General features: G+C 74.9%; 8 protein-coding genes. 5 read left to right on the forward strand and 3 right to left on the reverse strand.

Annotated elements, in window-relative coordinates; translation table 11 throughout:
• The first annotated feature begins 22 nt into the window (after positions 1-22).
• The gene (locus tag ACWGKU_RS17920) at positions 23-3,490 is read left to right on the forward strand and encodes a lantibiotic dehydratase (protein WP_452178559.1); all 3,468 of its coding nucleotides are present in this window, start codon (positions 23-25) and stop codon (positions 3,488-3,490) included.
• Here the strand turns inward: ACWGKU_RS17920 and ACWGKU_RS17925 are convergent.
• Both ACWGKU_RS17925 and ACWGKU_RS17930 read right to left on the reverse strand, forming a co-directional pair.
• Complete coding sequence (locus tag ACWGKU_RS17925) at positions 3,385-4,026, reverse strand: class I SAM-dependent methyltransferase (protein ID WP_401043516.1); 642 nt, start codon at positions 4,024-4,026, stop codon at positions 3,385-3,387. The two genes, ACWGKU_RS17920 and ACWGKU_RS17925, sit on opposite strands and share 106 nt — an antisense overlap.
• A 522-nt stretch (positions 4,027-4,548) precedes the next feature.
• Positions 4,549-5,472 (reverse strand): glycoside hydrolase family 19 protein, encoded by a 924-nt coding sequence (locus tag ACWGKU_RS17930; protein ID WP_452178558.1) that lies wholly within the window; start codon positions 5,470-5,472, stop codon positions 4,549-4,551.
• Between the two features lie 378 nt (positions 5,473-5,850).
• On the opposite strand from ACWGKU_RS17930, the gene ACWGKU_RS17935 reads away from it, so the two are divergent.
• Positions 5,851-7,038 (forward strand): cytochrome P450, encoded by a 1,188-nt coding sequence (locus tag ACWGKU_RS17935; protein ID WP_452178557.1) that lies wholly within the window; start codon positions 5,851-5,853, stop codon positions 7,036-7,038.
• A 305-nt stretch (positions 7,039-7,343) separates the two neighbouring features.
• A complete protein-coding gene (locus ACWGKU_RS17940) occupies positions 7,344-7,808 on the forward strand; it encodes a phage tail protein (RefSeq protein ID WP_401055614.1) in 465 nt (154 codons plus the stop codon).
• Positions 7,809-7,919: 111 nt separating this feature from the next.
• Here ACWGKU_RS17940 and ACWGKU_RS17945 read toward each other — a convergent pair whose 3' ends face one another.
• Positions 7,920-10,736, reverse strand: a complete 2,817-nt coding sequence (locus tag ACWGKU_RS17945; RefSeq protein ID WP_452178556.1) for a hypothetical protein — start codon at positions 10,734-10,736, stop codon at positions 7,920-7,922.
• A gap of 1,224 nt (positions 10,737-11,960) precedes the next feature.
• Here ACWGKU_RS17945 and ACWGKU_RS17950 point away from each other — a divergent pair.
• Both ACWGKU_RS17950 and ACWGKU_RS17955 read left to right on the forward strand, forming a co-directional pair.
• Positions 11,961-16,094: a non-ribosomal peptide synthetase gene (locus tag ACWGKU_RS17950; protein ID WP_452178566.1), complete on the forward strand. Its 4,134-nt coding sequence runs from the start codon at positions 11,961-11,963 to the stop codon at positions 16,092-16,094.
• Positions 16,094-25,612: an amino acid adenylation domain-containing protein gene (locus ACWGKU_RS17955; RefSeq protein WP_452178555.1), complete on the forward strand. Its 9,519-nt coding sequence runs from the start codon at positions 16,094-16,096 to the stop codon at positions 25,610-25,612. Before ACWGKU_RS17950 ends, ACWGKU_RS17955 begins: the two co-directional genes overlap by 1 nt.
• Positions 25,613-25,697 lie beyond the last annotated feature (85 nt).

Genomic DNA, 25,697 nt, shown 5'->3' on the forward strand with positions numbered 1-25,697 from the left:
TGAGCCCGTTCGGGGTGGGCCCGTGCAGGGCGAACCGGCCTGGGAGGCCGCGGAGTTCTTCGTGCTCCGCACCCCGCTGCTGCCCCTGGAGGCCCTGCTGGGCCTGGGCGAGGGACTCGCCGCCGCGCGGTGCGGCGGGCACCCGGACCTGGTCGGCGCCGCCGTCCGGCGCGACCGGCTGCGGGTGCGCGCACGGCTGCGGGCGCTGTACGGCCGTGCCGACGTCCGGGAGGCACTGTCCGTCGCCTCCTCCTCGCTCACGACGGGCCTGGACACCTGGGAGCACTCACCCGACAGCCGGCGCGGCCGGAACGCCGAGCACAGCCTGCTGCGCTACCTCGCCCGGATGTCCGCCAGGCCGACCCCGTTCGGACTCTTCGCCGGCTGCTCGGTCGGCTCGGTCGACCCCGCGGAAGACGGCCCGACCGCCCTCGAACTCGGACCGTCCTCCTCCTACCGGCGCCGCACCGGCCTGGACTTCGGCTACCTCGGCGCGCTGACCGCCGACCTGAGGCGGCGGCCGGAGGTTCGACGGCACCTGGTCCACCGGCCCAACTCCAGCCTGTACCGGAGCGCCGGGCGGCTCCGGTACGTCGAGGTGCTCCGGACGGACGCGGGCCCGACCCACCGGCTGGTCGAGGTCGAGCCGGCGCCGTGGCTCCTCGCCGCCGTCGACCGGGCGGGATCCGGCGCCCGCCCGGACGAACTCGTCGCCGCCGTACTCGCCGCCGAACCGGACGTGGAGCCCGGGGAAGCCCGCCGGGCCGTCGAGGAGTTGATCGAGCACCAGATCCTCGTCCCCGAGCTCGCACCGCCCGTGAGCGGGCCCGAGCCGCTGGCGGACCTGCTCGCCCAGGTCCGGCCGTTCGCCGAACGGGCCGGGCTCGGCCCCGTCACGGCCGCGTTGGACGCCGCGCGGCGGCAGCTCGCCATGGCGGACCGGCGGCCGCCGGGCGAGGCGTCCGGCCACTACGCCCGCGCGGCGGCGCTGCTCACCTGCCCACCGGTGGCGGCGGACCCGTCCGGGCCGGCCGGGCTGTTCCGGATCGACCTGGTGAAGCCGGCCGCGCGGGCCGTGCTGGGGCGTGCGGTGGCCGCCGAGGTGCTCCGGGGCGCCCGGCTCGTCCACCGCTTGGGCGGCACCCGCCCGGACCCGCAGCTCGCGCGGTTCACCGCGGCCTACCGGACCCGCTACGGCGCCCGCGAGGTACCGCTGTGCGAGGCGCTGGACCCGGAGTCCGGCCTCGGGTTCCCCGTCCGGGCCGCCCCGATGGCCGCCGCCGAACCGCTGCTCGCCGGCCTGGACCTCGCCGGCCTGGGCCTTGCCGGCCTCGACCCGGACGGCCTCGACCTCGCCGGCCTCGCCGGCCAGGACGCTTCCGGTCGGCCGGTGGACGGCGAGCAGCGCTGGGACGGGCGCCACCGGCTGCTGCTGACCTGGCTGGGCGAGGCGGTACGCACCGGCGCCCGGGAACTCGTCCTCGGCCCGGAACGGCTCGACGCGCTCACAGCCGCCGACGAGAGCTCCATCGACCGGCCACCGCTGCCCGACTCCTTCGGTGTCGTGGCGAGCATCCTCGCCGAGAGCCCGCAGGCGGTGGCGCGGGGACGCTACCGGGTGCACATATCCGCCCTGGGCGGACCCTCCGGGGCGTACTTGCTGGGCCGGTTCTGCCACGACGGCGACGACCTCACCCGGTGCGTCCGGGCCCATCTGCGCGCCGAGGAGGCGCTCAGGCCGGACGCGGTGTTCGCGGAGATCGCCCACCTGCCCGGCGAGCGGATCGGCAACGTCCTGTGGCGGCCGCTGCTGCGCGGCCACGAGATCCCCTGCCTCGGCCGCTCCGGGGCGCCGCCCGACCAGCAGATCCCGCTGACCGACCTGACCCTCGCCCCCGACGGCGACCGCCTGGCGCTGCGCTCCACCCGGCTGGGGGCCGAGGTCGTCCCGCGCCTGACGTCCGCGCACCACTTCGCCGCCCCCGCGAACCTCGGCCTGTACCGCTTCCTGTGCGCGCTGCAGGCCCCGCAGCAGGCGCACGGGCTGGACGCCGTCCTCGGGCCGCTCGCCGCCGCGCCGTACCTGCCGCGGATCGTCTCCGGGCGCCTGGTGCTCGCCCGGGCGCGCTGGAACCTGACCGAGCGCCAGCTGTTGCGCTTCGCGGCGCCGTCCCCGGGCGAACGGTTCGTCGCCGTACAGGAGTTGCGCCGGGAGCTGGGCCTGCCGCGGTGGGTCGCCGTGGCGGAGGGCGACCGGCTGCTGCCCGTCGACCTGGAGAACACCGTCTTCCTCGACATGGCGGCCCGGCTGCTGGCCGGCCGCTCCACGGCCACCGTGGCGGAGCTGTTCCTCGGCGACGAGGACGTGCTCGCCCGCGGCCCCGAGGGGCGGTTCACCCACGAGATGGTGGTCCCCTTCGTCCGTACCGGCGCGCACCCGCCCGCGTATCGGCGGGCGCACCCGCCCGCGCGCGGGGCCGACCCCGGGCCACCGCGTGCCGCCGACGCGCGACCGTGCGTACGGAGCTTCCCGCCCGGGTCCGAGTGGCTCTACGCCAAGCTCTACACCGGCTCGGCCGGCGCCGACGAAGCCCTGCGCCGGGTCGTCCGGCCGCTCGTCCACCGCGCCCTCGCCGAGGGCGCGGCGGACAGCTGGTTCTACGTCCGCTACGCCGACCCGGACTGGCACCTCAGGGTGCGGCTGCACGGCGATCGGCGGCGCCTGGCCGCCGACGTCCTGCCGGCCCTGTACGACGCGGCGCAGCCGCTGCTCGCGGACGGTGTCGTCCGGCGCGTCCAACTCGACACCTACGAGCGGGAGATCGAGCGCTACGGCGGGCCGCTCGGCATCCGGCTCTCGGAACTCCTGTTCCGGCAGGACAGTGAGGCCGCGCTGCGCACCGTCGAGTCGCTCGGTGCGGAGGGCGGTACGGAGGGCGATACGGAGGGCAGCATCGAGCGCGGTGCGGAAGGCGGTGCGGACTCCCGCTGGCGGGCCGCGCTGGTCGGCATCGACCGGCTGCTGACCGACCTCGGCCTGCCGCGGGCCGAGAAGCGCGCCCTGGTGAGCGCCGCCCGCGACCGCTTCCGCGCCGAGTTCCGGGTGGACCAGGCCGCGCGACGCGGGATCGGCGACCGTTACCGCCGCGAACGCGCCGCCCTGGAACGACTGTTGGCGGACCCGGGTCCGTGCCCGGGCATGGGCACGGACCCGGGCACGGCGGACGACACGTCCGCGGCCGTCCGGTCCCTCGCGGCGGAGCTGCGCGAGGGGGTGCGGACCGGGCAGATCGGCACCCCGATCGCCGCCCTGGCGGGCAACTACGTCCACCTGCACGCCAACCGGGTGCTGCGCTCCGCCGCCCGGGCACAGGAACTGCTGCTCTACGACTTCCTGTCCCGCCTGTACGCGGCGCCGGAAGCCGGAGCCGCCGCCCCGTCGGCCCGGCCGTCGCGGCGCAGCACCATCCCCTCGGAGCCGATCCGGTAGACCGGGGCGAACCCCGCCTCCGTCAGCACCCGGGCGAGCCTCGGATGCTGGTACAGGACGTGGACCTCCCTGGGGGCCCGCTCCAGCGAGGCGGTCAGCCGTCCGACGACGGCCCGCAGCGTCTCCTCGGGGAACGGGTCGAAGAGGAAGACGGTGTCGACCCGGTCCGGCACCTCGAACCCGGCCGCGTCCGCGCAGTGCACCTCGGTCCGACAACTGCCGGCCCCGGCCCGGCGTCCACGCAGGTTCGCCCGGGCCACGGCGCAGAGCTCCGGGGACAGCTCCACCCCGACCGCCTCCCGGAAGCCGTGCCGCGCGGCGAGCAGCAACGCCCGGCCCTTGCCCGAGCCGAGGTCGAGCAGCACCCGCCGACCGTCCGCGGGCAGCACCCGCACCAGCTCGGCGAACATCCAGGGGCTCGCCCCCTCGTGCCGGGCCGCCACGTCGATTCCGGTCTCGGTGCCGTGGCGCAGGTCGAAGAGCAGCTCACCAGCACCCAGCCGGACGGCCCGGACGACCCCGACCCGACGGCACACGGCGGGGAACGCCCGTGCGACGATCCCCAGCCGGCCGACGAGTGCGTGGAGAATGACCGATCAACCCCTCGGACGAGGACGGGTGCACGGGCTCGCCTCCAGGCTATCGAGGCCGGGGCCGTCCCGCGCGTGAGGAGCGACCGCGGACCCCGGTGAAGGCGGCGTCGAGGGCGGGGACGTCCACCAATGACACTCAGGAATGAGGTGCTCAGCGCTTGGCGGCGGCCTCGGCAACTCCTTCATGAGCCTCATCGTCACCGTCGGGCGACGACGGGAACTTCCGCATGGTGCGCATCGGCGAAAGGAGAATCGGAACGAAGGCGAAACAGCCAGCGGCGGCACACACGAAAAGCCCCTGGCGCACCCCGAGCCAACCAGCTGCGGCGCCGCCCAGCATGGCGATGGCTTGAAGGCCGGGTCGGCGGCCGCCTGATCACCGGCAACGAGGGCGGCCCCGGCCTGCCCGATCCGCTGGCTTCGCGGACCGGGCAGGTGATCATGTGCCGGGCGGGCCGTGGGTGTTCAGCAGCTCAGGTTGTTGCCCGGTACGGTGCCGAGCAGTTGGGTGAAGCGCTGGTAGGCGTTGATCCGGCTCTGCACCTGTGCGGGGTTGCCGCCGTTGCACTCCAGTGAGCCGTTGATGCTGCGGATGGTCTCGCCGAAGCCGTAGCCGTTGACGATCGCGTTGTGGGGGGTCATGGTGCCCGGCCCGTTCTGGGTGTTCCAGTACCAGAGCGCGGTCTTCCAGGCGACGGCCGGGTCGGTCTGCACCAGGTTGGGGTTGCGCAGCAGGTCGATGCCGAGGGCGTCGCCGGCCGCCTTGTAGTTGAAGTTCCAGCTCAGCTGGATCGGGCCGCGCCCGTAGTACGCGGCCTGCCCGGCCGGGCAGCCGTACGGCTGTGAAGTGTCGCAGTAGTGGGGGTAGTTGGCGGTGTTCTGCTCGACCACGTAGACCAGCGCGCCGGTCTCGTGGTTGACGTTGGCGAGGAAGGCCGCGGCCTCCTGCTTGCGGACGGTGTCGCTGCCGGTGGCCGCGAAGGCGGGGTAGGCGGCAAGGGCGTCGATCAGGCCCTGGTAGGTGTAGAAGGGGTTCCGGTTCGGGAACATCTGGTCGAACTGGGCCTGGCTCACCGGGAATCCGCTGGGGTTCGGCGTGCCGGTGGACGTGGGCGTGGCGGTCGGGGTCGTCGTCGGGCCGGTGCCGCAGCCGCCCTGGTCGGACCAGACGCCGGAGCCTCCGGTGCTGGGCGGCTCGTTCTGGGTCCACCACTTGGCGAGCCAGTTGTGGCCGTTGTAGGAGACGGCGGCGCCGCCGGTGTAGACGGCCGAGGAGTTCCAGGGCGTGGCGCAGACGGCGGCGCTGGCGTTGGCCGCGGGCAGCAGCAGGACCACCGCCAGTGCCGTGGCGACGGCGGAGAGCAGTGCGAGCAGGCGTTTCGTGGACACTTGATCACCCCTTGTGCGGTGTGGGGCCGCACGGTCGTGGAGGTAGGGACGTCGGGGCAGGGGAGCCGGGCCCCGCGGGTGGGGGCACGTCGTGGGGGGCGGGCCGACCGGGGTGCGGGCCGGTGCGGGGCTGACCCAGACTCAAGCGGAATGGTCTATACCTGTCAAGGGGTTCCCGGAAAAAGACGCACCCCGCGGAACGGCCGGGGAGGGAACAGGGGCAGGGGGCGGCTCCGGCTCGGGGGAGGGGGTGGGTTCGAAGTCTCCGCGCCCCCGCGCGCCGCACAGGACCGAGGCCGAAGCGCGCAGCGGCACGAGCACCGGGGTATCGGGAAGGCGGTATCGGCACGTGGGTATCGGGCGATCACGGGAGGTTCCATGAGTGAGCAGCAGGAAGTGCCGCCGATCTCGATCTTCTACCGTCGCGACGGGCTCGGCCCGGGCCCGGCACTGGGTGAGGCCCAGCGCGGGGACCGGGTTCGGCGCGTCCAGGACTTCTGGCTGCACCGGGTCGGTGAGTACTGGCTCGTCACCCGGCACGCCGACGTGCGGCGCGTGCTGGCCGACCAGGAGACGTTCGCGATGTACGACCCGCAACGCGCTCCGGTCCTGCCGAACGAGCTCCTCAACATGGACCCGCCGGAGCACACGCGGCTGCGCCACGTCCTGACGCCGGAGTTCACCGGGAAGCGGATCCGCTCACTGGAGCCGATGATCCGCACCCTGGTCGGCGAGCTGATCGACGCCATGGAATCGCGGGGTCCCACGGCGGACCTGATGGCCGACTTCGCCCTGCCGCTGCCGCTCGGGGTGATCTGCGCGATGCTCGGCGTTCCCGACCCCGACCAGGGGCGGTTCCACCGCTGGTCCCGTACCACGCTGGATCTCGGGCTCCCCATCGAGGAACGGCTCGTGGCCGGCCGGGAATCGCACGCGTACATGGCCTCCCTGGTGGCGGAGAAGCGGCGCAGCCCGGACGACGGGATGATCGGCACGCTCGTCCGGGACCACGGCGGCGCGGTGTCGGACTCCGAACTGGTGGGCGTCTGCGAGTTGCTGCTGCTCGCCGGCCACGTCACGGTGTCCAACACGATCGGCCTGGGCGTGCTCGCCCTGCTGTCGCACCCGGAGCAGGCCGACCGGTTGCGCGACGCTCCTGAGGCCGATCCGGTGATCGACACCGCCGTCGAGGAACTGCTGCGGTACCTGTCCGTGTCCAGCACCGCGCTGGCCCGGACCGCGCGGTGCGACACCGAGATCGGCGGCGTGCCGATCAAGGCCGGTGACCAGGTCGTCTGTCAACTGCCGGTGGCCAACCGCGACCCGGCGCTCGGCGCCGGGATGGACCGCTTCGACATCGCACGCACACCCGTGTCGCACCTGGCCTTCGGGCACGGCCCGCACCACTGCCTCGGCGCGCCGCTGGCCCGCGCCGAACTGCGGATCGCGGTGCCCGCGCTCCTGCGGCGACTGCCCGGTCTCGCGCTCGCGTGTCCCGCCGAGGACGTGCCCTACCGCGTCAACAACGAGGTCTACGGTCTCGACGCGTTGCCTGTCACCTGGTGACCCGTGACGGTGACGGGAACCAGGGCGGCGTCGAGCAACGGTGCGACGGACGTCCGCTGCGGCCTCCGGCACCTCGGCCGCACCGTCCCGGCAGATCGGAGAACGGCTTCACCGGGCGCGACACCACCTTCAGGACCTGGAACCAGCCCCACCGGGCCCGCATACTGGCGGGAGCCGACGGCATCCCGGTCCACGGCGACCAGCGCTCGGAGCGGGACGTGGGACGCGGGACGAGGCAGGCACTCGTTCCGGCGCGGGTGCCGGGGCGTCCGCCGTCCACCGACGCCGACGAGGAAGAACCCGCCATGACCTACACCGTGGATTTCGACACCGTCTCGACCGTCGGTCTGGAGTCTTCACCCGTCGCGGAGGCGCTGGCCGGTCTGCGGGCGAACGAGGCCCGCTATTTCAGGAACAAGTACGACCACGTCTTCACGGTGGAGCCGGCCGGCGACGCCCAGGAGGCCGTCGACTGGGTGCACCGGATCCTCAAGGAGGAACGGGACATCGTCATCGCCTCCCGCCCGCTGGAGGCCACGGCCTTTCAGGTCGAGAACATCCGCATGGCCTATGTCTTCTACGAGAGCGGGCTGTCGATCAACGTGATGTACACCGTCGACGACGCCAAGAAGCGGGCGGTCGGGTTCAAGCTCTCCGAGGGGATGGAGATCCCGGAGGAGCTCGCCTCCCGTTTCAAGTTCGCCCGGCAGAAGTCGAAGCTCGCCGGTGTCATCCGCGGCTCGTTCTTCGTCGTCAAGAACGAGTACTGACCGCGGCACCCCCGCGTCCGGCGGCCCGGCTCCCGGCCCCCCGGGGACCGGGGGGACCGGGGGGACCGGGGGGACCGGGACACCGACCGGGGGTCCCGGCTGCTCCCGGTGTCACGACTGCTCACCCGCCCGCAGTTCGGTGGCGATCCGGCGCCGGCCGGCGACCAGCGTCTCCACCACCACCCCGAGCCCGACCAGCAGGGCCAGGCCCGCGGTGGGCAGCAGCACCGGCGTCAGCACGGGGACGACGACGTCCCCGACCGTGGCGCCGACCAGCGTCGAGATGTCGAAGGCCCCGCCCAGCAGGGCGACCGCCGCCAGTGCGACCAGGCCGCCGCCGACGGCCGCGGCCAGGGTCTGCGGCAGCGCCTCGGTCATGATCAGTGCCAGCCCCTGCCGCGGCCGCATGCCCATGGTGCGCAGCCGGGCGAGCACGGCGGTGCGGTCGGGTGCGGCCCGGAAGAGCGTCAGCAGGACGGCGAGCAGGGCGAATCCGGCTCCGGCGGCGGCCGCGTACCGGAACAGCCGCCCGGCGGCGTGCTGCAGCGGGTCGTCGCCGAGCGCGGCGGCGGTCTCCCGGCTGCTGTGCACGGTGTATCCCGAGGGCAGGCCGTGGGTGTCCTTGCCGACGGCGGTGGCGTCGTCCGCGATCAGCTTGGCCAGACCGACCGGCCGGTCCCCGCTGTTGTCCCGCAGGACCGTCCTGACCCGGTCGGGGTCGACGTCGCCGACGGCGAACCACGTGTTGACCCGCCTGGTGTCCGGCAGTCGTTCCCAGGTGGGGCCGGCGGGAACGACGACGAACGGCTTGCCCGGGTCCGGCAGTGCGGGGGTGGCGCCGACGGTCCCGGCGACGGCGAGGTGCAGGTCGTTGCCGTTGGGCGTGCGCACCCGGGACGGCCCTGCGGCCAGGCGTTCGGCCAGGTCGCGGCTGACCAGGGCGGGCACCGGGGTGTCCCGGCCGCCGCCGGACGTCCCGGCCAGCCTCGCCGGATCGAACCCGCCGACCCCGAGGGCCCGGGCGATCTCGGCGTACGCCGCCGGGTCGGCCACCACCACCAGGTCGGCCTCGGTGTAGTCCCGGTCGGTGGCGAAGAAGCGGGCTCTGGGCTCGATCCAGGCCGCGGTCGAGGCCCGGACGCCCGGCAGGGCGGCGGCGGCCTCGGTGAACGGCTCGGTCAGGGTGGCGTAGTCCGGGAGGGCGACGCCGATGTCCCCGCCCGTGGCGATGCGCGCGGCGCGGGTCCGCACGTGGTCGACGGTGTCGAGCACGGTGGCGCCGAAGCCGGTCGTGGTGACGGCGATCAGCAGGGCGAGCAGCGGCAGCACGGAGGGCTTGCGGCGGCCCGAGCCGTCGCGGGCGGCCCGGGCGAGGCCGAGGAAGCCGATCGGGCCGCGGCCCCGGCCGGCGAGGGTGGCCAGCCGGCCGACCACCACCGGCTCGATCCTGGCCAGCAGCAGTCCGCCGGTGACGGCGAGCAGGAGCGGCGCGGCGACCAGCAGCGGGTCCACCCCGGCCCCGGGGTGGCCGACACCCCGGCGCCGGACCTCCGCCACGGCCGCGGCGGTGACCGCCAGGACGGCGAGTTCGCCGACCAGTCGGCGGCGGCCGCCGGCCGGCCGTCGACGGGACCACAGCAGGGCCGCGCGAACCGGAAAGGCCAGCAGCGCGATCAGGGCCGCGACCAGGGCGGCCGACACCGCGCGGTCCCACCGGGGGGTGGGCAGCAGCACCAGGGCGAGGGCCGTGGCGAGCACGGCGGCGGGCAGGACGGTGACCGCACCCTCGCCGATCAGCCGTCGCAGCACCCCGGCGAGGGAACCGCCGCGAGCCCGGAGCAGCCGGATCTCGGCGGCGCGCCGGTCGGTGGTGAGCGCGGCGGCCAGGAACAGCACCACGGTGGCGACGCCCGCGACGCCGGCCGGGCCGATCGCGCTGAGCGGCAGCGAGGCCCGGTAGCGCTCGTCCGCCCGGGTGAGGACGTCGGGCAGGCCGGAGACGGTCTGCAGGTCGGTGCGTCCGGTCGCGTCGAGGAGGGCGGTGGCGTCGCGCCCGGTCAGGAAGGATCTGATGATGTCGCGGGTGCGGTCGATCCGGTCGGCGTGCAGCGAGGCGGGGTCGACGGGCAGCCGCCAGAAGTTCTCGGCGGTCGAACCCCAGCGGACCAGCGCGGGCAGGCTGCCGCCGTCGACGAACCCGCTGGTCGTCCAGTGCTCGTGGTCGGCCTTGGTGTTCAGGCAGGCGCGGGCCGGGCAGCCGAGGTCGTCCCAGAAGGGGTCCTGGGGGTCGTTGACCCGGTAGAGGCCGACCACCACGGTGGTCCGCCTGGCGCCGGAGCTCTCGACGCCGTTGTCGATGACGTCACCGAGCTTGATGCGGATGGTCTCGGCGGCCTTCTCGCTGACCACGATCGGCAGCGGACCGCCGACGGCGCCGGGGGTCGGCCAGGTGCCGTCGGTGAGGGTGGCCCGGGCGGCCAGGTCGTGCAGGTGGAGCAGGCTGAGGACCGGGTAGGGCTCCTTGTCCGAGAGGTGGGCGTACCCCGGATTGGCCATGGAGTGGTCGCCCAGGGCGCGGGCACCGTAGGCCTGCCCCGGCTGGGCCGGCGTCAGCCGCCGGCCGACCTGTTCGATCAGCTGCCGCTGCACCCGGTCGAGCTCGAGGGCGTTGTCGTCGTCCCTGGTCCTGGAAGTGGTCTGCAGGCTGGTCTGGTTGGGGCCCTTCCCGCTGACGAAGTCCTGGAGTGCCGTGTCCGCGCCCCGGTCCGCGAGGCGGGGGAAGGCCGCCGCCAGGAAGACGGTGACGAACGCGAGGGCCGCCATGAGCAGCGCGGACAGCGGGTTCGCCCGCAGCCTGGTGCGGACCCAGCGCGGTGGGCGCTGGGCGGAGTCGCGGGTGGGCACGCGGGTGCCGGCCTGGGCGGTCACTTCTCCTCCACGTGGCGCAGCCTGCCCACGACGAAGCCGAGCATCACGTTCCTCCCCGGTTGCGCCGCCCCGGCCGCATTCCGTCCCACTCGTCGATCCGGTCCGGGGACGTCGGCTGCGGACGGGCACCCTGGGGGCGCACCGGCGCAGTGATCACCGGCCTTCGGTCACCGGATAGCGGACGATGCTGTCAGATTCAATCCGGGAACGGAAGGGACTTGCGCGATTCACGTGAGCGAGGGGCGAATTCCTCGTCCTGCCCTCGGCTCAATCGGGAACACGTCATTGAAATGACGTGCGCACCCCACCGGCCGGGCCGTCTCGCACCCCTTGTGACCAGGGAACTTTCCTTTCATGAATTCCCCGCCCGGGATGGTGAACCGAAGAAGTCGCCACATCCGTTCGCCCGGACCTGGTAGGCGCCCGGGCTTCGTGGCGGGGGAGCGAGGCGGTCGGAGTTGCAGGCGGTGCGGGGTGGTGAGCCGCGCACGGCCGGGGCCGCGGTGCCAGGTCGAGCCGGTACCAGCGCTCGTCCCAGTCCTGCCCGGCGGCCTCGACGTACGCGGCGGCCGGCCTCCAGTCCCCGGCCCAGGCCGCCTCGGCCATCGCCAGGGACTCCTGGCGCAGGTGCGGGGGCGGTGGCGGACCGGCGCGGCCCGGGTCGAGCCGGTCGCGGGGGGCCATGCCGTACGTGGGCGCGTCGAACTCGGTCCGGGCCCAGTTCCGGGCCCTGTTCCTGCGGAACCTGAGGACGGCGGCGAAGGCGAGCATGCCCAGCAGGCCGAGGACGAGATACGTCACGGCGGAGCATCATCCTTGATCGCGGCTCGTGCGGGCAACGCGATGGACGGGCGGCGTGCTCCGGTGACGGACCGGCGTGCTCCGGTGACGGTGGGCGCGCGGACGGGCAGGGGAAGAAGATCCAGGCTCTTGCCCCGGCCGAATTAGTCATCTTAACTATGCATCCAGAGGCGTTGATCCACTGCACGTCGTCATCGCCGGCTTCACGGGCACCCTTGTGGGCCGCCCTGGACCGCCCGAGCTCCAACGGATGCCGACCGTCCGTCACCCCGGGGTTCCGCGCGCGTTCGAAGCGACCCGAGCGATCCGATCGGGGGCCTCGGCCCAGGCGATCCGATCCGTACCACCGGGGTCACCGGCCGCTCCCCCCACGAACCGCCACCGCGCCGTCGATCCCTGCAACGACCCTCCCCCAGGAAAGGTCTGGCCTTGTCGGAGACGTACGAGCCCCACGGCACCACCACCGACCAGGCGGACACGCGTCCCGCGCGCGGGGCCGACACCCCGGCGGCGGCCGGGGTCCGGCTCCCGGAGCCCGCGCCGGGACAGCAACGGCTCTGGGCGCTGTCCCAGCTGGACGGCGCCAACGCCGCGTACAACGAGACCCTGGCCTTCACCCTGCGCGGAACCCTCGACCGGGCGGTGCTCGCCCGTGCGCTCGACGAACTGGTCTCCCGGCACGAGGTCCTGCGCACCCGGCTGGTCGCCGGCGGAGACGGCCTCCACCAGCTGATCGGTCCGCCCGACTCCGGCTACACCCTCGCGGTGGACGACCTGACCGGGCTCCCGGACGCCGGGGCGCGCGTCACCGCCCTACAGCGCGCGGAGTCCGACACGCCCTTCGACCTGAGCCGCGGCCCGCTGGCGCGCGGCCGTCTGATCGTCCTGGCCGAGCAGCACCACGTGCTGCTGCTGACCCTGCACCACGCGGTCTTCGACGGCTGGTCCATGACCGTGATGCTGCGCGAACTCGGAACGCTGTACACGGCCTTCCGTGACGGCGCGCACTCCCCGCTGACGCCGCTGCCCCTGCAGTACGCCGACTACACCCGTTGGCAGCGGGAGTGGGCGTGCGGGGACGAACCGGCGGTGCAGGCCGCCCACTGGAGGGAAGCCCTCGCCGGCGCCCCGGCCCTGCTCGAACTGCCCACCGACCGCCCCCGCCCGCCGGAGCAGGACCACCGCGGCGGCCGGGTGCCGCTCTCCATCGACGGGGAACTCGGCACCGCCCTCACGTCGCTCGCGCGCCGGCAGGGTGGGACCCTGTTCACGGCCGTGCTGGCCGGCTGGTCCGTGGTGCTGTCGCGGCTGACCGGGCAGACCGACATCGTCGTCGGCGTCCCGACGGCGAACCGCCGCCGCGGCACCTTCTCCGACCTGATCGGATTCTTCGTCAACTCCCTGGCCGTGCGGGTCGACCTGGCGGACTCGCCGACCGGGTCGGCCGTGCTGAAGCAGGTGCGCGGCGCGCTGCGGGCCGCCCTGAAGCACCAGGACCTGCCGTTCGAGCAGGTGGTGGAGCTGATCAACCCGCCGCGCAGCACCGCCCACACCCCGCTGTTCCAGACCATGGTCGCCTGGCAGCCCTCCCGGAAGGGCCTGCTGGACCTGGCCGGGATCGAGGTCGAGCCGCTCGGCATCCCGTACGCCGGGGCCAAGTTCGACCTGGCCCTGTCGCTGGCGGAGGAGGACGACGGCCGGGTGGTCGGCCATCTGGACTACGCCGTCGCGCTGTTCGACCACCCGACGGCCGAGCGCTACGCGGGCTATCTGCTCCGGGTACTGGCCCAGCTGGTCGACCGGCCCGACCTGGGCGTGGACGAGCTGGAACTCATGGACGAGGAGGAGCGCCGCCGGGTGCTGTCGGAGTGGAGCGGCGCCGACCGGGCCCACCGGGACGACGGCACCTGCCAGAACGACCGGGACGACCCGGACGACCGCGCCGACGGGTCGGTGACGCCCGCCGCTGCCGCCCCGGCCGGGTTGGTCGAGCGCTTCCAGGCCCAGGTCCGAACCCGCCCCACCGGTCCGGCCCTGGTCCGGGCAGGGGAGCGGCTCGACTACGCCGCGCTCGACCGCCGCGCCAACCGGCTGGCGCACGCGCTGATCGCCCGCGGCGTCGGCCCGGACCAGGTGGTCGGCCTGCACGCCGGGCGCTCGACCGAGCTGGTGGTGGGCGTCCTCGGCATCCTCAAGGCCGGCGCCGCCTACCTGCCGCTGGACCCGGGGCAGCCGGTCGAGCGGCTGGCCGCGATGGTCGAGGACGCGGCGCCGGCCCTGGTGCTCAGCGACGCCGACGTGCCGCCCGGGGGCTGGCAGCCGGTGCGGGCGGTCGAGGCCGAGGCGGAGCGCGACGACGCACCGGGGATCACCGTCGGGCCGTCGCAGCTCGCCTATGTCATCCACACCTCCGGTTCCACCGGCCGCCCCAAGGGCGTGGCGGTGACCCACGGCAGCGTCCTCAACCTCTTCGACACCTGGCTGGCGCGCTTCGGGGCCACCCCCGGCGAGGCGGCCTCCGCCTGGTCGAGCATCGGATTCGACGCCTCGGTGCACGAGTTGCTGATGCCGCTCACCACCGGCGCCGTGCTGCACCTGGTCCCCGACGAGCTGCGCGGCGACCCGGAGGAACTGCTGGGCTGGATGCGCGAGCACCGCGTCGTGCAGGCCTTCCTGCCGCCGTCCTACGTCACGTGGATCGACGAGGACCCCGAGGCGCGCCTGGACGGGCTGGTGCTCCGTCAGCTGCTGACCGGGGTGGAGTCCCTCCCGGAGAAGGCGCTGCACCGCATCCAGCAGGCGCTGCCCGGCCTGCGCGTCTGCTACGGCTACGGGCCCACCGAGGCCACCCTGTACAGCACCGCCTACACCGACCCGCGGCCGCTGGACCGGCCGTGCCCGATCGGCCGCCCCCTCGACAACACCCGCCTCTACCTGCTCGACCGGCGGCTCCGGCCGGTGCCGACCGGGGTGACCGGCGAGGTCTTCCTCGGTGGGGCGAGCCTGGCCCGGGGCTACCTGCACCGTCCGGACCTGACCGCCGAGCGCTTCGTCGACGACCCCTTCGCGCCCGGTGAACGCCTGTACCGCACCGGGGACCTCGCCCGCTGGCTTCCGGACGGCAACGCCCAGTACCTCGGTCGCGGCGACGACCAGGTCAAACTGCGCGGCTTCCGGATCGAGCCGGGGGAGATCGAGGCCGCGCTGCTGGCCCTCCCCGGCGTGCGGGAGGCGGTGGTGCTGGCCGACCGCGACGCCGCGGGCGAGCTGCGCCTGGTAGCGGGCCTGGGCCGGGGCGACGCGGAGCCGCGCCGACCGCACGAGTGGCGTGCCGCCCTGGCGCGGCGGCTGCCGGACTACATGATCCCCGCGCTCTTCGTGGAACTGCCGCGGCTGCCGCTCAACCGCAGCGGCAAGCCGGACCGCGCCGCGCTGCTGGACGCGGCCCGCTCCGCGACCCGTGCCCGGGTCAACACGGCGAGCCCGCGGGACCACGTGGAGATGACGCTGCACGGCATCTGGCGGCGGGTGCTGCTCCACCCCGGCATCGGGATATCCGACAACTTCTTCGATCTGGGCGGCACGTCGATATCCGCCATCAAGGTGGCCCTGGCCGTCCGTGAGGAGTTCGGCGAGACCCTGCCGATCCGCGATCTCGTGCAGAACCCGACCATCGAGGCCCTGGCCGAACGGCTCCGGGCGGGGGCGTCGGGCGCACCGGACGGCAACCTGGTCGAGTTCCGCCGGGGGGACGGACGACAGCGGGTGGTCTGCGTCCATCCGGCCGGCGGTACCGCCTTCTGCTACCTGCCGCTGGCCGCGGCGCTTCCCGACCGGGTCGGCGTCCTCGGGGTGCAGTCGCCCGGGATCAACCCCGGGGAGACACCACTGCCCACGGTCGAGGCCATGGCGGAGCAGTACCTGGCACTGGTCGACCCCCGTCCGGACGAGGCGCTGGTGCTGTGCGGTCTCTCCTACGGCGGCCTGGTCGCCCACGAGATGGGGCGCCGACTGGCCCAGGCCGGGCACACCCGGTTCAGCGTGGTGCTGCTCGACACCCACGGAACCGAGGACACGGAGCAGCTCGCCTCGATCGAGCCCGTGCCGATGGCCGAATTCCGCGACAAGCTCATCAGGTTCAACGGGATGTACCCGGGGATCGAGGACGAGCAGGTCGACCGGTACTTCCGCATCTACAACCACAACCGGATGACCGCCCGCGACTACCGGACGCCGCCCTCACCGGCCCGGCTGGTGCTGGTCGAGGCCGCCGGGGACGCATCGGCCGGCGGGAACGCGAACCGGGAACAGGAGGAGCAACTGGCGCATGCCGTACGCGCGTTCTGGCAGCGGCGCGCCGGCGGCGGCCTGCTGGTCGAGCCGGTCGCCGGCGGCCACTGGGACCTGCTGGAGAGCGCGGCGGTGCCCCGGATCGCCGAGCTGATCGCGGCCGAGCTGGACCGCCATCCGGTGCCCCCGCCCGCCCCGGCCGAACCCGTACCCGGACAACCGTCCGCCGCGTCCGCCGCGTCCGCCGCGCCCGCCGGGGAGGCCTGATGCCCGCCGAGAGCGCCGTGAGCGCAGCCCCCGTCACGCCCACGGCCACCGGCCTCGCCCTGGCGGTGCACGAGCAGGCCCTGCGCACCCCCCGGGCCGTCGCGCTGGTCGACGGCGACGTCCGGCTGGACTACACGGGCCTGGAGGCCGCCGCCGCGGCGGTGGCCCACGGGTTGCGCCGTGCCGGCGTCCGCCCCGGTGAGGCGGTGGCGGTCTGCCTGCCGCGCTCCTGGCAGCTGGTCTGCGTCATGCTGGGCGTCCTGCGGCTCGGCGCCCTGGTCGTCCCGCTGGACGCGCAGAGCCCGGCGGAACGCCGACGCCACATCCTGACGGACTCGTCCAGCGTGGCCGTGGTCCACGGCGGGACGGCACCCGACGACCTGCCGGGTCGGGTGCGCCCGCTGGAGGCGGCGGCGCTGCTCGCGGCCGGACCGGGCGACCGGGAGGCGGTCTTCACCGGGGCGCCGGTCTCCTTCCTCTTCTACACCTCGGGCACGACCGGCCGCCCCAAGGGAGTCGAGGTGCGGGACGCCGGCATCCTGCGGCTGGCGAGCCCGGGGTACATCCGCATCGAGCAGGGAGCCCGCTACTCGTGCCTGTCCAATCCGGCGTTCGACGCCTTGAGCTTCGAGGTCTGGGTGCCGCTGCTGACCGGCGGCTGCTGCGTCGTCCTCGGTGACGAGGCCGTTCAGACGCCGCACCGGCTGGCCGCCGCCCTGCTGCGGGAGCGCATCGACACGGCCTTCGTCACGGTGGCCCTGTTCAACGCGGTGGTGGACACGGAGCCGTCCTGCTTCGCCGGGGTCGGACAGCTGCTGGTCGGGGGCGAGCAGCTCAACGCCCGGCTGATCCGCCGCTGGTACCGGCACAACGCGGCGGCCCCCACCCGGCTGCACAACGTCTACGGCCCCACCGAGGCCACCACCTTCGCGCTGTGCCACCCGATCCCGCGCGACTTCGACGGGGACCTGGTGCCGATCGGACGGGTGCTGCCGCGGACCGGGGCCGTGCTGGTGGCCCCGGACGGCGACCGGGTCGCGGCGCCCGGGGAGGTGGCCGAACTCCATCTGTCCGGCGCCGGTCTCGCGGCCGGCTACCGCAAGCTGCCCGAGGAGACGGAGCGCCGGTTCGTCCGGCTGCCCTGGTACGACGACGGCCGCACGACGCACTACCGCACCGGCGACCTGGTGCGCGCCGACGCCGACGGCCTGGTCGAGTACGTCGGACGCGCCGACCGCCAGGTGAAGGTCCGCGGCTTCCGGATCGAGCCCGGCGAGCTGGAGCGGCAGATCGTCGCGCATCCGGCGGTGCGGCAGGCGTACGTGTGCACCCGCAGGCTCGGGGAGGACGGCCCGAACGAGCTGCTGGCGTACGTCGTACTCGGGGAGGAGGTCCCGTTCGAGGAGTTCGACCGCCATCTGGCGGCCGGGCTGCCGGGCTACATGAGGCCCCATCACATCCACCTCGTGGACGCGCTCCCGCTGAACGCCAACGGCAAGGTCGACCGGGCCGCCCTGCTGCGCCGCAGTGACCGGCCCTGGCGCGGCCCGGAGGGCGACCGTCCGGGCGCCGCGGCCGTCACCGCGCGGCAGCGTGAGGTGCTGGCCCTGGCGGCCGAGGTGCTCGGGGTGCCGGACCTGCGGCTGGACGACCGCTGGATCGCCTCCGGCGGCGACTCGCTCAAGGCGCTGCGGCTGCGCTTCGAGGTGCGCCGGCGCTGGGGCTGCGAACTGCCCCAGGCCCGTGTGCTGACCGGGGACGTGGCGGGGATCGCCCGGGCGGTGGCGGAGGCCGGAGCCGCCGACTCGCCGTACCCGGTGCCGCCCGCCCCCACCCGGGCACGTTCGGCGTCCGCCACCAGCGAGCAGCAGCGCCTGTGGCTGCTGCAGCAGCGGGCGCCGCGCTCCCGGGCCTACGCGGTGGAACTGGCCTTCCGCCTGGACGGCCCGGTCGACACCGACGCGTTGCGCGGTTCGCTGCGGGAGCTGGTGCGGCTCCACGCGGCCCTGCGCACCGCCTTCGAGGCCGCGCCCGAGGGCCTGCGCCAGCTGGTCGGGGACCCGTACGACCCGTGGACCGAACCCGGCCCGGGGACCGAACCCGGCCTGCGGGCCGAACCCGGCCCGGGGGTGGTCGGCATCGGCGGCGAGGACGATGCGCGCGCCATGGCGGAACGTTTCTTCGCCGTGCCGTTCGACCTGGCCCGCCCCCGGATGCTGCGCGCCCGCTGGCTGCCGCAGGACGGGGGAGGGGTGCTGCTGCTCCATCTGCACCACATCGCGGTCGACGGCTGGTCGCTCAACGTCCTGCTGAACGACCTGTCGTCCGGCTACCGGCACGCCCTCGGCGGCGCCGCCGAGGCCTCGCGGCGGACGGACACCGCCCCGGTGCCCACCCCGCTCGACTACGCCGCCTGGCAGGCCGACTGGTTCGCCGGCCCCGCCTACCTGGCCCAGCGCGCCGAACTGCGGGCCCACTACGCCCGGTCGGAGGAGGCGGTGGACCACGAGTCCGGTGACCGGGCCGGAGCCCCGCCCTTCTCCCGGGCCGGCCTGCTGCACACCTCGCTGGACGTCGTGCGGCGCGCCGCCGTGGACCGGATCTGCGCCGAACTGGGCATGACCCGCTTCGAGTTGCTGCTCGGCGTCTTCGCCTGGAGCCTGTACGGGGTGACCGGCGCGGCCAGGCCGCGGATCGCCGCACCGGTGGCCAACCGGCCGGTCCAGGAGTTCGAGGGCAGCGTCGGCATGTTCGCCAACACCGTGCTGCTGCCGCAGGCCGTCGCGCCCCGCGAGGAGCTGCGCGGCCAGCTGCTGCGCCAGGGCGCCGAAGCCCGCCGGGTGCTGGACCGCCAGGACGTGGCGCTGGCCGACGTCCTGGCCGACCGGGAGCCGGCCCGGGGCGACTCCCCGTTCGACTACCTGTTCGTCCTGGAGAACACCGACTTCGGTGCGCTGGCCCTGCCCGGCTGCGCCGCCCGCCCGCTGTGGTGGGCCCCGGCCGAGGCCAAGTGCCCGATGACGCTGTCCGTGGTCGAGCGCGAGGGCGGTCTCGACTGCCTGTGGGAGTACGCCGACGACCGCTTCGACGCCGCCGAGGTGGCGGCGATGGCGGGCCTGTTCCGGCGGGCTCTCGACCTGCTGGCCGAGGGCGGGACGGCGACCCCGGCCGAGCTCGCGGCACCCTACCGCCGCGGACTGCCGCAACCCGGTCGCGGCGCCCCGACGGTGCCGGCCTGGACGACGGTGGCCGAGGGCTTCGCCCGGCAGGTCGCCCGCACCCCCGACGCACCGGCCCTGATGTCCGACGGCCGACCGGTGAGCTACGCCGAACTCGACGCCCACGCGGCGGCGCTCGCCGCCGAGCTGCGGGCCGACCACCCGCTGCCGGACGGGGACGACCGTCCGTGCTGCGTCGCGCTGCACCTGGGGCCGTCGGTCGAGCACGTGGTGGCGCTGCTGGCGCTGGCCAGGCTCAACGTGACCATCGTGCCGCTCGACCCGTCCTATCCACCGGCCCTGCGCCGCCAGGTGCTGGACCAGGTGGAGCCGCTGTGCGTGCTGCTGCCCCCGGGCGGTGACCCGGAGTTCGACGCGGTCGACCCGGGCCGCGTCGCTCGCCATCCGGTGGTGCTGTCACCCGCCACCGCGGCGGCCGCGCCCGCCGCCGCGCCCACCGCACCCGCCGCCCCGGCGCACCGCGGCGCCCGACCGCTCTACACCCTGTTCACCTCGGGCTCCACCGGTGTCCCCAAGGGCGTGCAGGTGTCCGACCGCACCCTGTGCAACCTGCTGCAGTGGCAGGCGGAGTCGGGAGGACTGGCGGCCCCGGCGGCCACCCAGCAGTTCTCCATGCTCTCCTTCGACGTGTCCTTCCAGGAGGTCTTCGGGACGCTGTGCGGCGGCGGCTGCCTGCACCTGGTCCGGCCCGGCTGGCGGCAGGACGCCCCCACGCTGCTGGAGCAGCTGGAGACGGCCGGTGCGGAGCGCGTCTTCATGCCCTACGTGGCACTCCAGCTCCTCGCCGAGCACGGCGTCCACCTGGGCCGCTACCCCTCGCGGCTGCGGGAGGTGGTCACCGCCGGCGAGCAGCTGGTGTGCACCGAGGCGATCCGCCGCTGGTTCGCGGGCCTGCCGGGCGCCCGGCTGTTCAACCACTACGGCCCGACCGAGACGCACGTGGTGAGCAGCCTGTGCCTGGACGGTGATCCGGCCCTGTGGCCGGAGCGTCCCGCCATCGGCCGACCGGTGGCCAACGCCGTGCTCACGGTGGTCGACGAGGCCGACGAGCCCGTTCCCCCCGGCCGCGCCGGCACCCTGCTGATCGGCGGCACGATGGCGGCGCGCTGCTACCTGGGAGACCCGGCGCTCAACGACGCGCGCTTCGTCGAGCTGCCCGGCCTCGGCCTGTGCTACCGCAGCGGCGACCGGGCCCGCTTCGACCGGCAGGGCCGGCTGCACTTCCTGGGCCGGGACGACGACCAGATCAAGCTGAGCGGACACCGGCTGGAGCCCGGACAGGTCGAGGCGGCCCTGCTGCGGCACCCGGACGTCGTCAACGCCGTGGTGGTCCGCGACGGTGAGGAACTGGTGGCCTGCCTGCAATGCCGTGGGGAGGCGCCCACGGTCGAGGACCTCACCGCGCACCTGGCGCCGATGCTGCCCGGCCACGTCCGGATCGCCCGCTTCCGGGTGATGGGGGAGCTGCCCAGGACCCCCAGCGGCAAGCTGGACCGCCGGGGCGCGCTGCGCTCCGCCGGGCGGGAACTGCGCCGCCCGACGGCCCGCGCCGCAGGCCTGTCGGCGCGCGAGGCCCTGCTGACCGAGGCGTTCGAGGCGGTCACCGGCCTGGCGATCGACCCGGGGCAGACCTTCTTCGACGCCGGAGCCTCCAGCCTGGGCCTGATGCGCTTCCAGCTGCGCTGCACCACCGAAGCGGGCCTGCGCTTCACCGTCGCCGACCTGTTCGAACACGTCACCGTACGGGCGCTGGCCGACTTCCTGGACCGGTCGGCAACGGCTGCGGACGACGGATCCCCACGCACCGCCACCGCGGGCCCCACCGCGGGCCCCACCGCCGCCACCGCGGCCTCCACCGCCGCCGCTGCGCCGCCGGCCCCCACCGTCGGCCCGATCGCCCTGGACGAGCCGATCGCGGTCGTCGGCATGGCGGTACGGCTTCCGGGCGCGTCCGATCTCGCCGCGTTCTGGCGGATGGTCACCACGGGCGGCACCGGCATCGAGCACTTCGACGCCGCCGACGGCCTGGTCGGGGCGCGCAGCCAGTTGGACGGCCCCCTGGACTTCGACCCGGACCACTTCGGCATCGGCCGGCAGGAGGCCCGGCTGATGGACCCCCAGCAGCGGCACCTGCTGATGAGCTGTGTCGAGGCCCTGGCACACGCCGGGATCGCCGACCCGTCGGGTGCGCGCGTCGGCCTGGTCGCCGGAGCCGGTGAGAGCACCTACTTCCAGTCCATGCTCCGCGAGGCCGACCCCGAACGCCTGCCCGACGGCTTCCAGTTGGCCCTGCACCACGACAAGGACTTCCTCGCCACCAAGGCGGCCTACCACCTGGGGCTGACGGGGCCCGCCTTCACCACCCAGGCGGCCTGCGCCAGTTCGCTGGTGGCCGTCCACGTCGCCGCCGGGATGCTGCGCCAGGGCGACGCCGAGGTGATGCTGGTGGGCGGAGTCCTGGTCGACCCGACCCTGACCGGCGGATACCGCTACCGGCCGCAGCACATCTTCTCCGTGGACGGTCGCTGCCGGCCCTTCAGCGACGACGCGAGCGGCACCATCGGCGCGAGCGGCGTCGGCACGGTGGTGCTCAAGCCGCTCCGGCTGGCCCGACGCGACGGCGACACCGTCTACGCCCTGATCACCGGCACGGCGTTGAACAACGACGGCTCCGACAAGCTGAGTTACAGCGCCCCCTCGCTCGCCGGGCAACGCGAGGTGATCCGCGCCGCCCTGCGCCGCAGCGGCCGCGGCGCCGCCGACCTCGGCTATGTCGAGGCCCACGGCACCGCCACCCGGCTCGGCGACCCGGTCGAGGTCGGCGCCCTGCGCCAGGCCTTCGACCTGGACCGGTCCGGCCACTGCGCGCTGACCTCGGTCAAGAGCCAGATAGGACACCTGGGTGCGGCGGCCGGCGTGGTCGGGCTGGTACGGGCCGCGCTCGCGGTCCACCACGGCGTGATCCCGCCCAACGTCGGCTTCCACGCCCTCAATCCGCAGCTCGGCGCCGACCCCACGCCGTTCTACGTCCCCACCGAGGCCCGGCCCTGGCCCGCGGACCGGGACAGGATCGCGGCGGTGAGCAGCTTCGGGATCGGTGGCACCAACGCCCACGCGGTCCTGGAGGGCGACCGGCCGGCCCCCGGGACGACGGGCACAGCGGGCCCGACGGTGGGCGGAGCGGGCCCGACGGCGGGCGACGCGGCACCGGACACCCCGGTGCCTCCCTGCCTGCTGCTCTCCAGCAGCAGCGAAGCGGGCCTGCGCGTCGACGCCGCCCGGATCGCCGACTACCTGGAGGCCCGGCCCTCCGCCTATCCGCAGGTGCTGCGCCACCTCCAGGCGGGCCGTCCCGCACGCCGCCGACGGCTGGCAGCGGTCTGCCCCGACGCCTCCGCCGCCGTGGCCTGGCTGCGCGGCGCGGGCCGGATCACGGACGCGGGAGCGGGGGAGGCCCGCGCAGGGGCACCGGGTTCGAGCGAAGGCCTCACCGCCGAGGAGACGGCCGCGGCCTGGCTGTCCGGCGAGCGGATCGACTGGCCCGCCGGCCCTGCCCAGGCACCGTGGGACTTCCCGCCGCCGGCCTTCGAGCTGGCGGAGTTCGACTTCCCCCGCGCCCCGGCGGCCCCCGTCCCGACGGCCCCGGACCCGGCCGGCCCGGCCGCCGCCGACGTTCCGCGGCGCCTTCCGGAGGACGCCTGGCTGCACCAGCCGCACTGGGCGCGGCTGCGCCGAGCGGGCTCGGCGATCGGCTCGCGGACCTCCCGGCCGCTGGTGCTGCTCACGGACGGACCGGCGCCCCCGGAGGTGGTCCGCGCCTTCGAGGCCGCCTACGCCCGGGTGGTGCGGGTCCGTGCCGCCGGGGCGTTCGCCCGGCGGAGCGACGACGTCTACGAGGTCGACCCGGCCGACCCCGCCTCGCTCGGTCGGCTGCTCGACGCACTGGCGGGTACGGGTACGGGCACAGGTTCGGGTGCGGGCGAGGACGGCATCGACTGGGTGCACGCGCTGCCGCTGGGGATCGGCGGACCGGTCGGCCGGGACAGCCTGGCCCGGGCCCGCTGGGCCTGTCTGGACACGCCGGCCGCACTGCTGCGGGCCGTGGCCGACGCCGCCGGGCCACTGCGGCTGAGGCCGTGGTGGCTGTCGTACCGGGCGAGGCCGGTGGACGGCCCGGTGGAGCGGCCGGAGGCGGGCCTGCTGGCCGGTGCCGCCGAGGTGGCGCCTCAGGAGGGAACCGGGGCGGGCCACTGGGTCGACGTCCCCGGTGCGGACCCCGCCCACTGGGCCGTACCGCTGGCGGCACTGCTGGCCGAGGCCGCGCCCCCGGCGGCCGCGGCCGCCCTTCCGCGCCGGCTGGCGCTGCGCCAGGGCCACTGGTGGGAACAGGTCACGCTGCCGGTGTCCACGGCCGGCGCGGGCCCCGTCGGGCTGCCTGTCGGAGGCGTGCACCTGGTCCTGGGCGGCACCGGCGGGATCGGCCGCAGCATCGCCGGCTGGCTGCTGGAGAACGGCGGCGCCCGGGTCCTGCTGCTGGCCAGGAGTCCGCGGCTGCCGAAGGAGCTGACGCCCTGGGCCGACCGGGTCGACCTGGTCGAAGCCGATCTCACCGAGTCGGCGCCCGAGGAGGTGATGGCCCGTATCGGCCGCCGCACCGACCGTCTCGACAGCGTGATCCACGCCGTCGGGGTGGCGAGCGGCGGGCTGATCGCCCGGCGCGACGCCGAGGCGATGGGGCGGGCGTCCGCCGCCAAGCTGCAGGGCGCCCTGCTGGTCGAGCAGGTGATCGAGCGCTACCGGCCGTCGGTGGCGGTGTACTGCTCGTCGATGTCGGCGGAGCTCGGCGGCGTCGGCCAGTTCGACTACGCGGCCGCCAACAGCCTGCTCGACGGCTTCGCCCAGTACCGGTCGTCCGGTGACGCCGGGAGCACGGTCCGGCTCGGCGTGAACTGGGACGTGTGGAGCGAGGCCGGCATGGCGCTGCGCGCGCCGCGGGCCGACGCACGCCACCGGGCGCACCTGTCGGTCGGGCTGACGGTGGCCGAGGGCAAGCGGGTGTTCGCGCGGGCCATGGGACTGCAACTGCCGCAGGTGCTGGTCTCCACCACCGACCTCCACACATCCCGCGCGTTCTACTCGGCGCCCGGCGCCGGGGCCCTCGTGCCGCCCGCTCCTGCGCTGCCCACTGGGACGGTGCCGTCCGCCGGGACCGCGCCGGTGTCCGCCGGAGGCACCGTGGCGGCCGAGACGGCAGACGGCGGCGCGGCCGCCCTGCTCCGCGACCGGCTGTGCGACTGGCTGGATCTCGACCGCATCGATCCCGACGCCCCGCTCTACGACCTGGGCGCCGACTCGCTGACCCTGCTCGACCTGATCGGCCTGGTGAAACGTCACTTCGATGTCGAGCTGGAACTGTCACGGCTCAGCCACCGGGTCTCCCTCAGCGAGATCCTGACCCGGCTGTCCGAGGCGACACCCGCCAGGGCCGTCGCCACGGAGGGCGTGGTTCCGGAGATCTGGCAGCAGGGCACCGGAACCGACGTGCTGTGCCTGGTGCACCCGGTCGGCGGCGACATCCAGGCCTACCGGTCCCTGGTGTCGGCACTGGGCCCCCGGCCGACCGTCTGTCTGATCGCCGATCCCGCGCTGGAACGGCCCGGGACCGCGGACTGGACACTGCCCGAGCGGGCCCGCCGCTACGCCGCCGCCCTGCGAGCACGCTTCGCGGACGGCACCCGGCGGCTGCACCTGGCCGGTTGGTCCTTCGGCGCCTGGGCGGTGATGGGGATGGCCGCGGAGGCGGAGGCGATCGGCCGGCCGGTCCACGGCGTCCACCTGATCGACCCGCCGCCGCCCGGTTCCGGCGGGCTCTTCCAGGGGTACGACGACGCGCAGCTCCAGGCGGTGTTCTCGCACGAGCTCGGCCAGGGCGGGTCGGTGCCGGCCGGGCCCGAGGCCCACGGCTACGCCGAACGTCTGGTCCGGTGCTGCCGGGCCAACCTGCGGAGCATGGCCGACTACCGGATGCCGATGCTGAGCGCCACGCCCAGCCGGCTGTGGCTGGCCGGGCGGCCGGTGGAGGGGCTGCCCTGGGCGGGGGCGCCGGAGCGGCAGCGGGAGCTGTGGCGCCCGTACCTCCCGGAACCCAGTACCTGGCACCGGCTCGACACGACGCACTACGGCATCGTCCGCCCGCCGCATGTGCACGCGGTGGCGGCGGCGATCGCCGAGGCGTCGGACGACCCGCCCGGGGATCGCGCCGACCGCCCCCGGGCGTGATCCGGCGCGCTCCCCGCACCGGCGGTCCGGGCGGCATCGGGCCCGGACCGCCGGCGGGGGCGCCCGGCGTCGCCCGGTGACGTCC

Source organism: Kitasatospora sp. NPDC054768 (assembly GCF_053612025.1).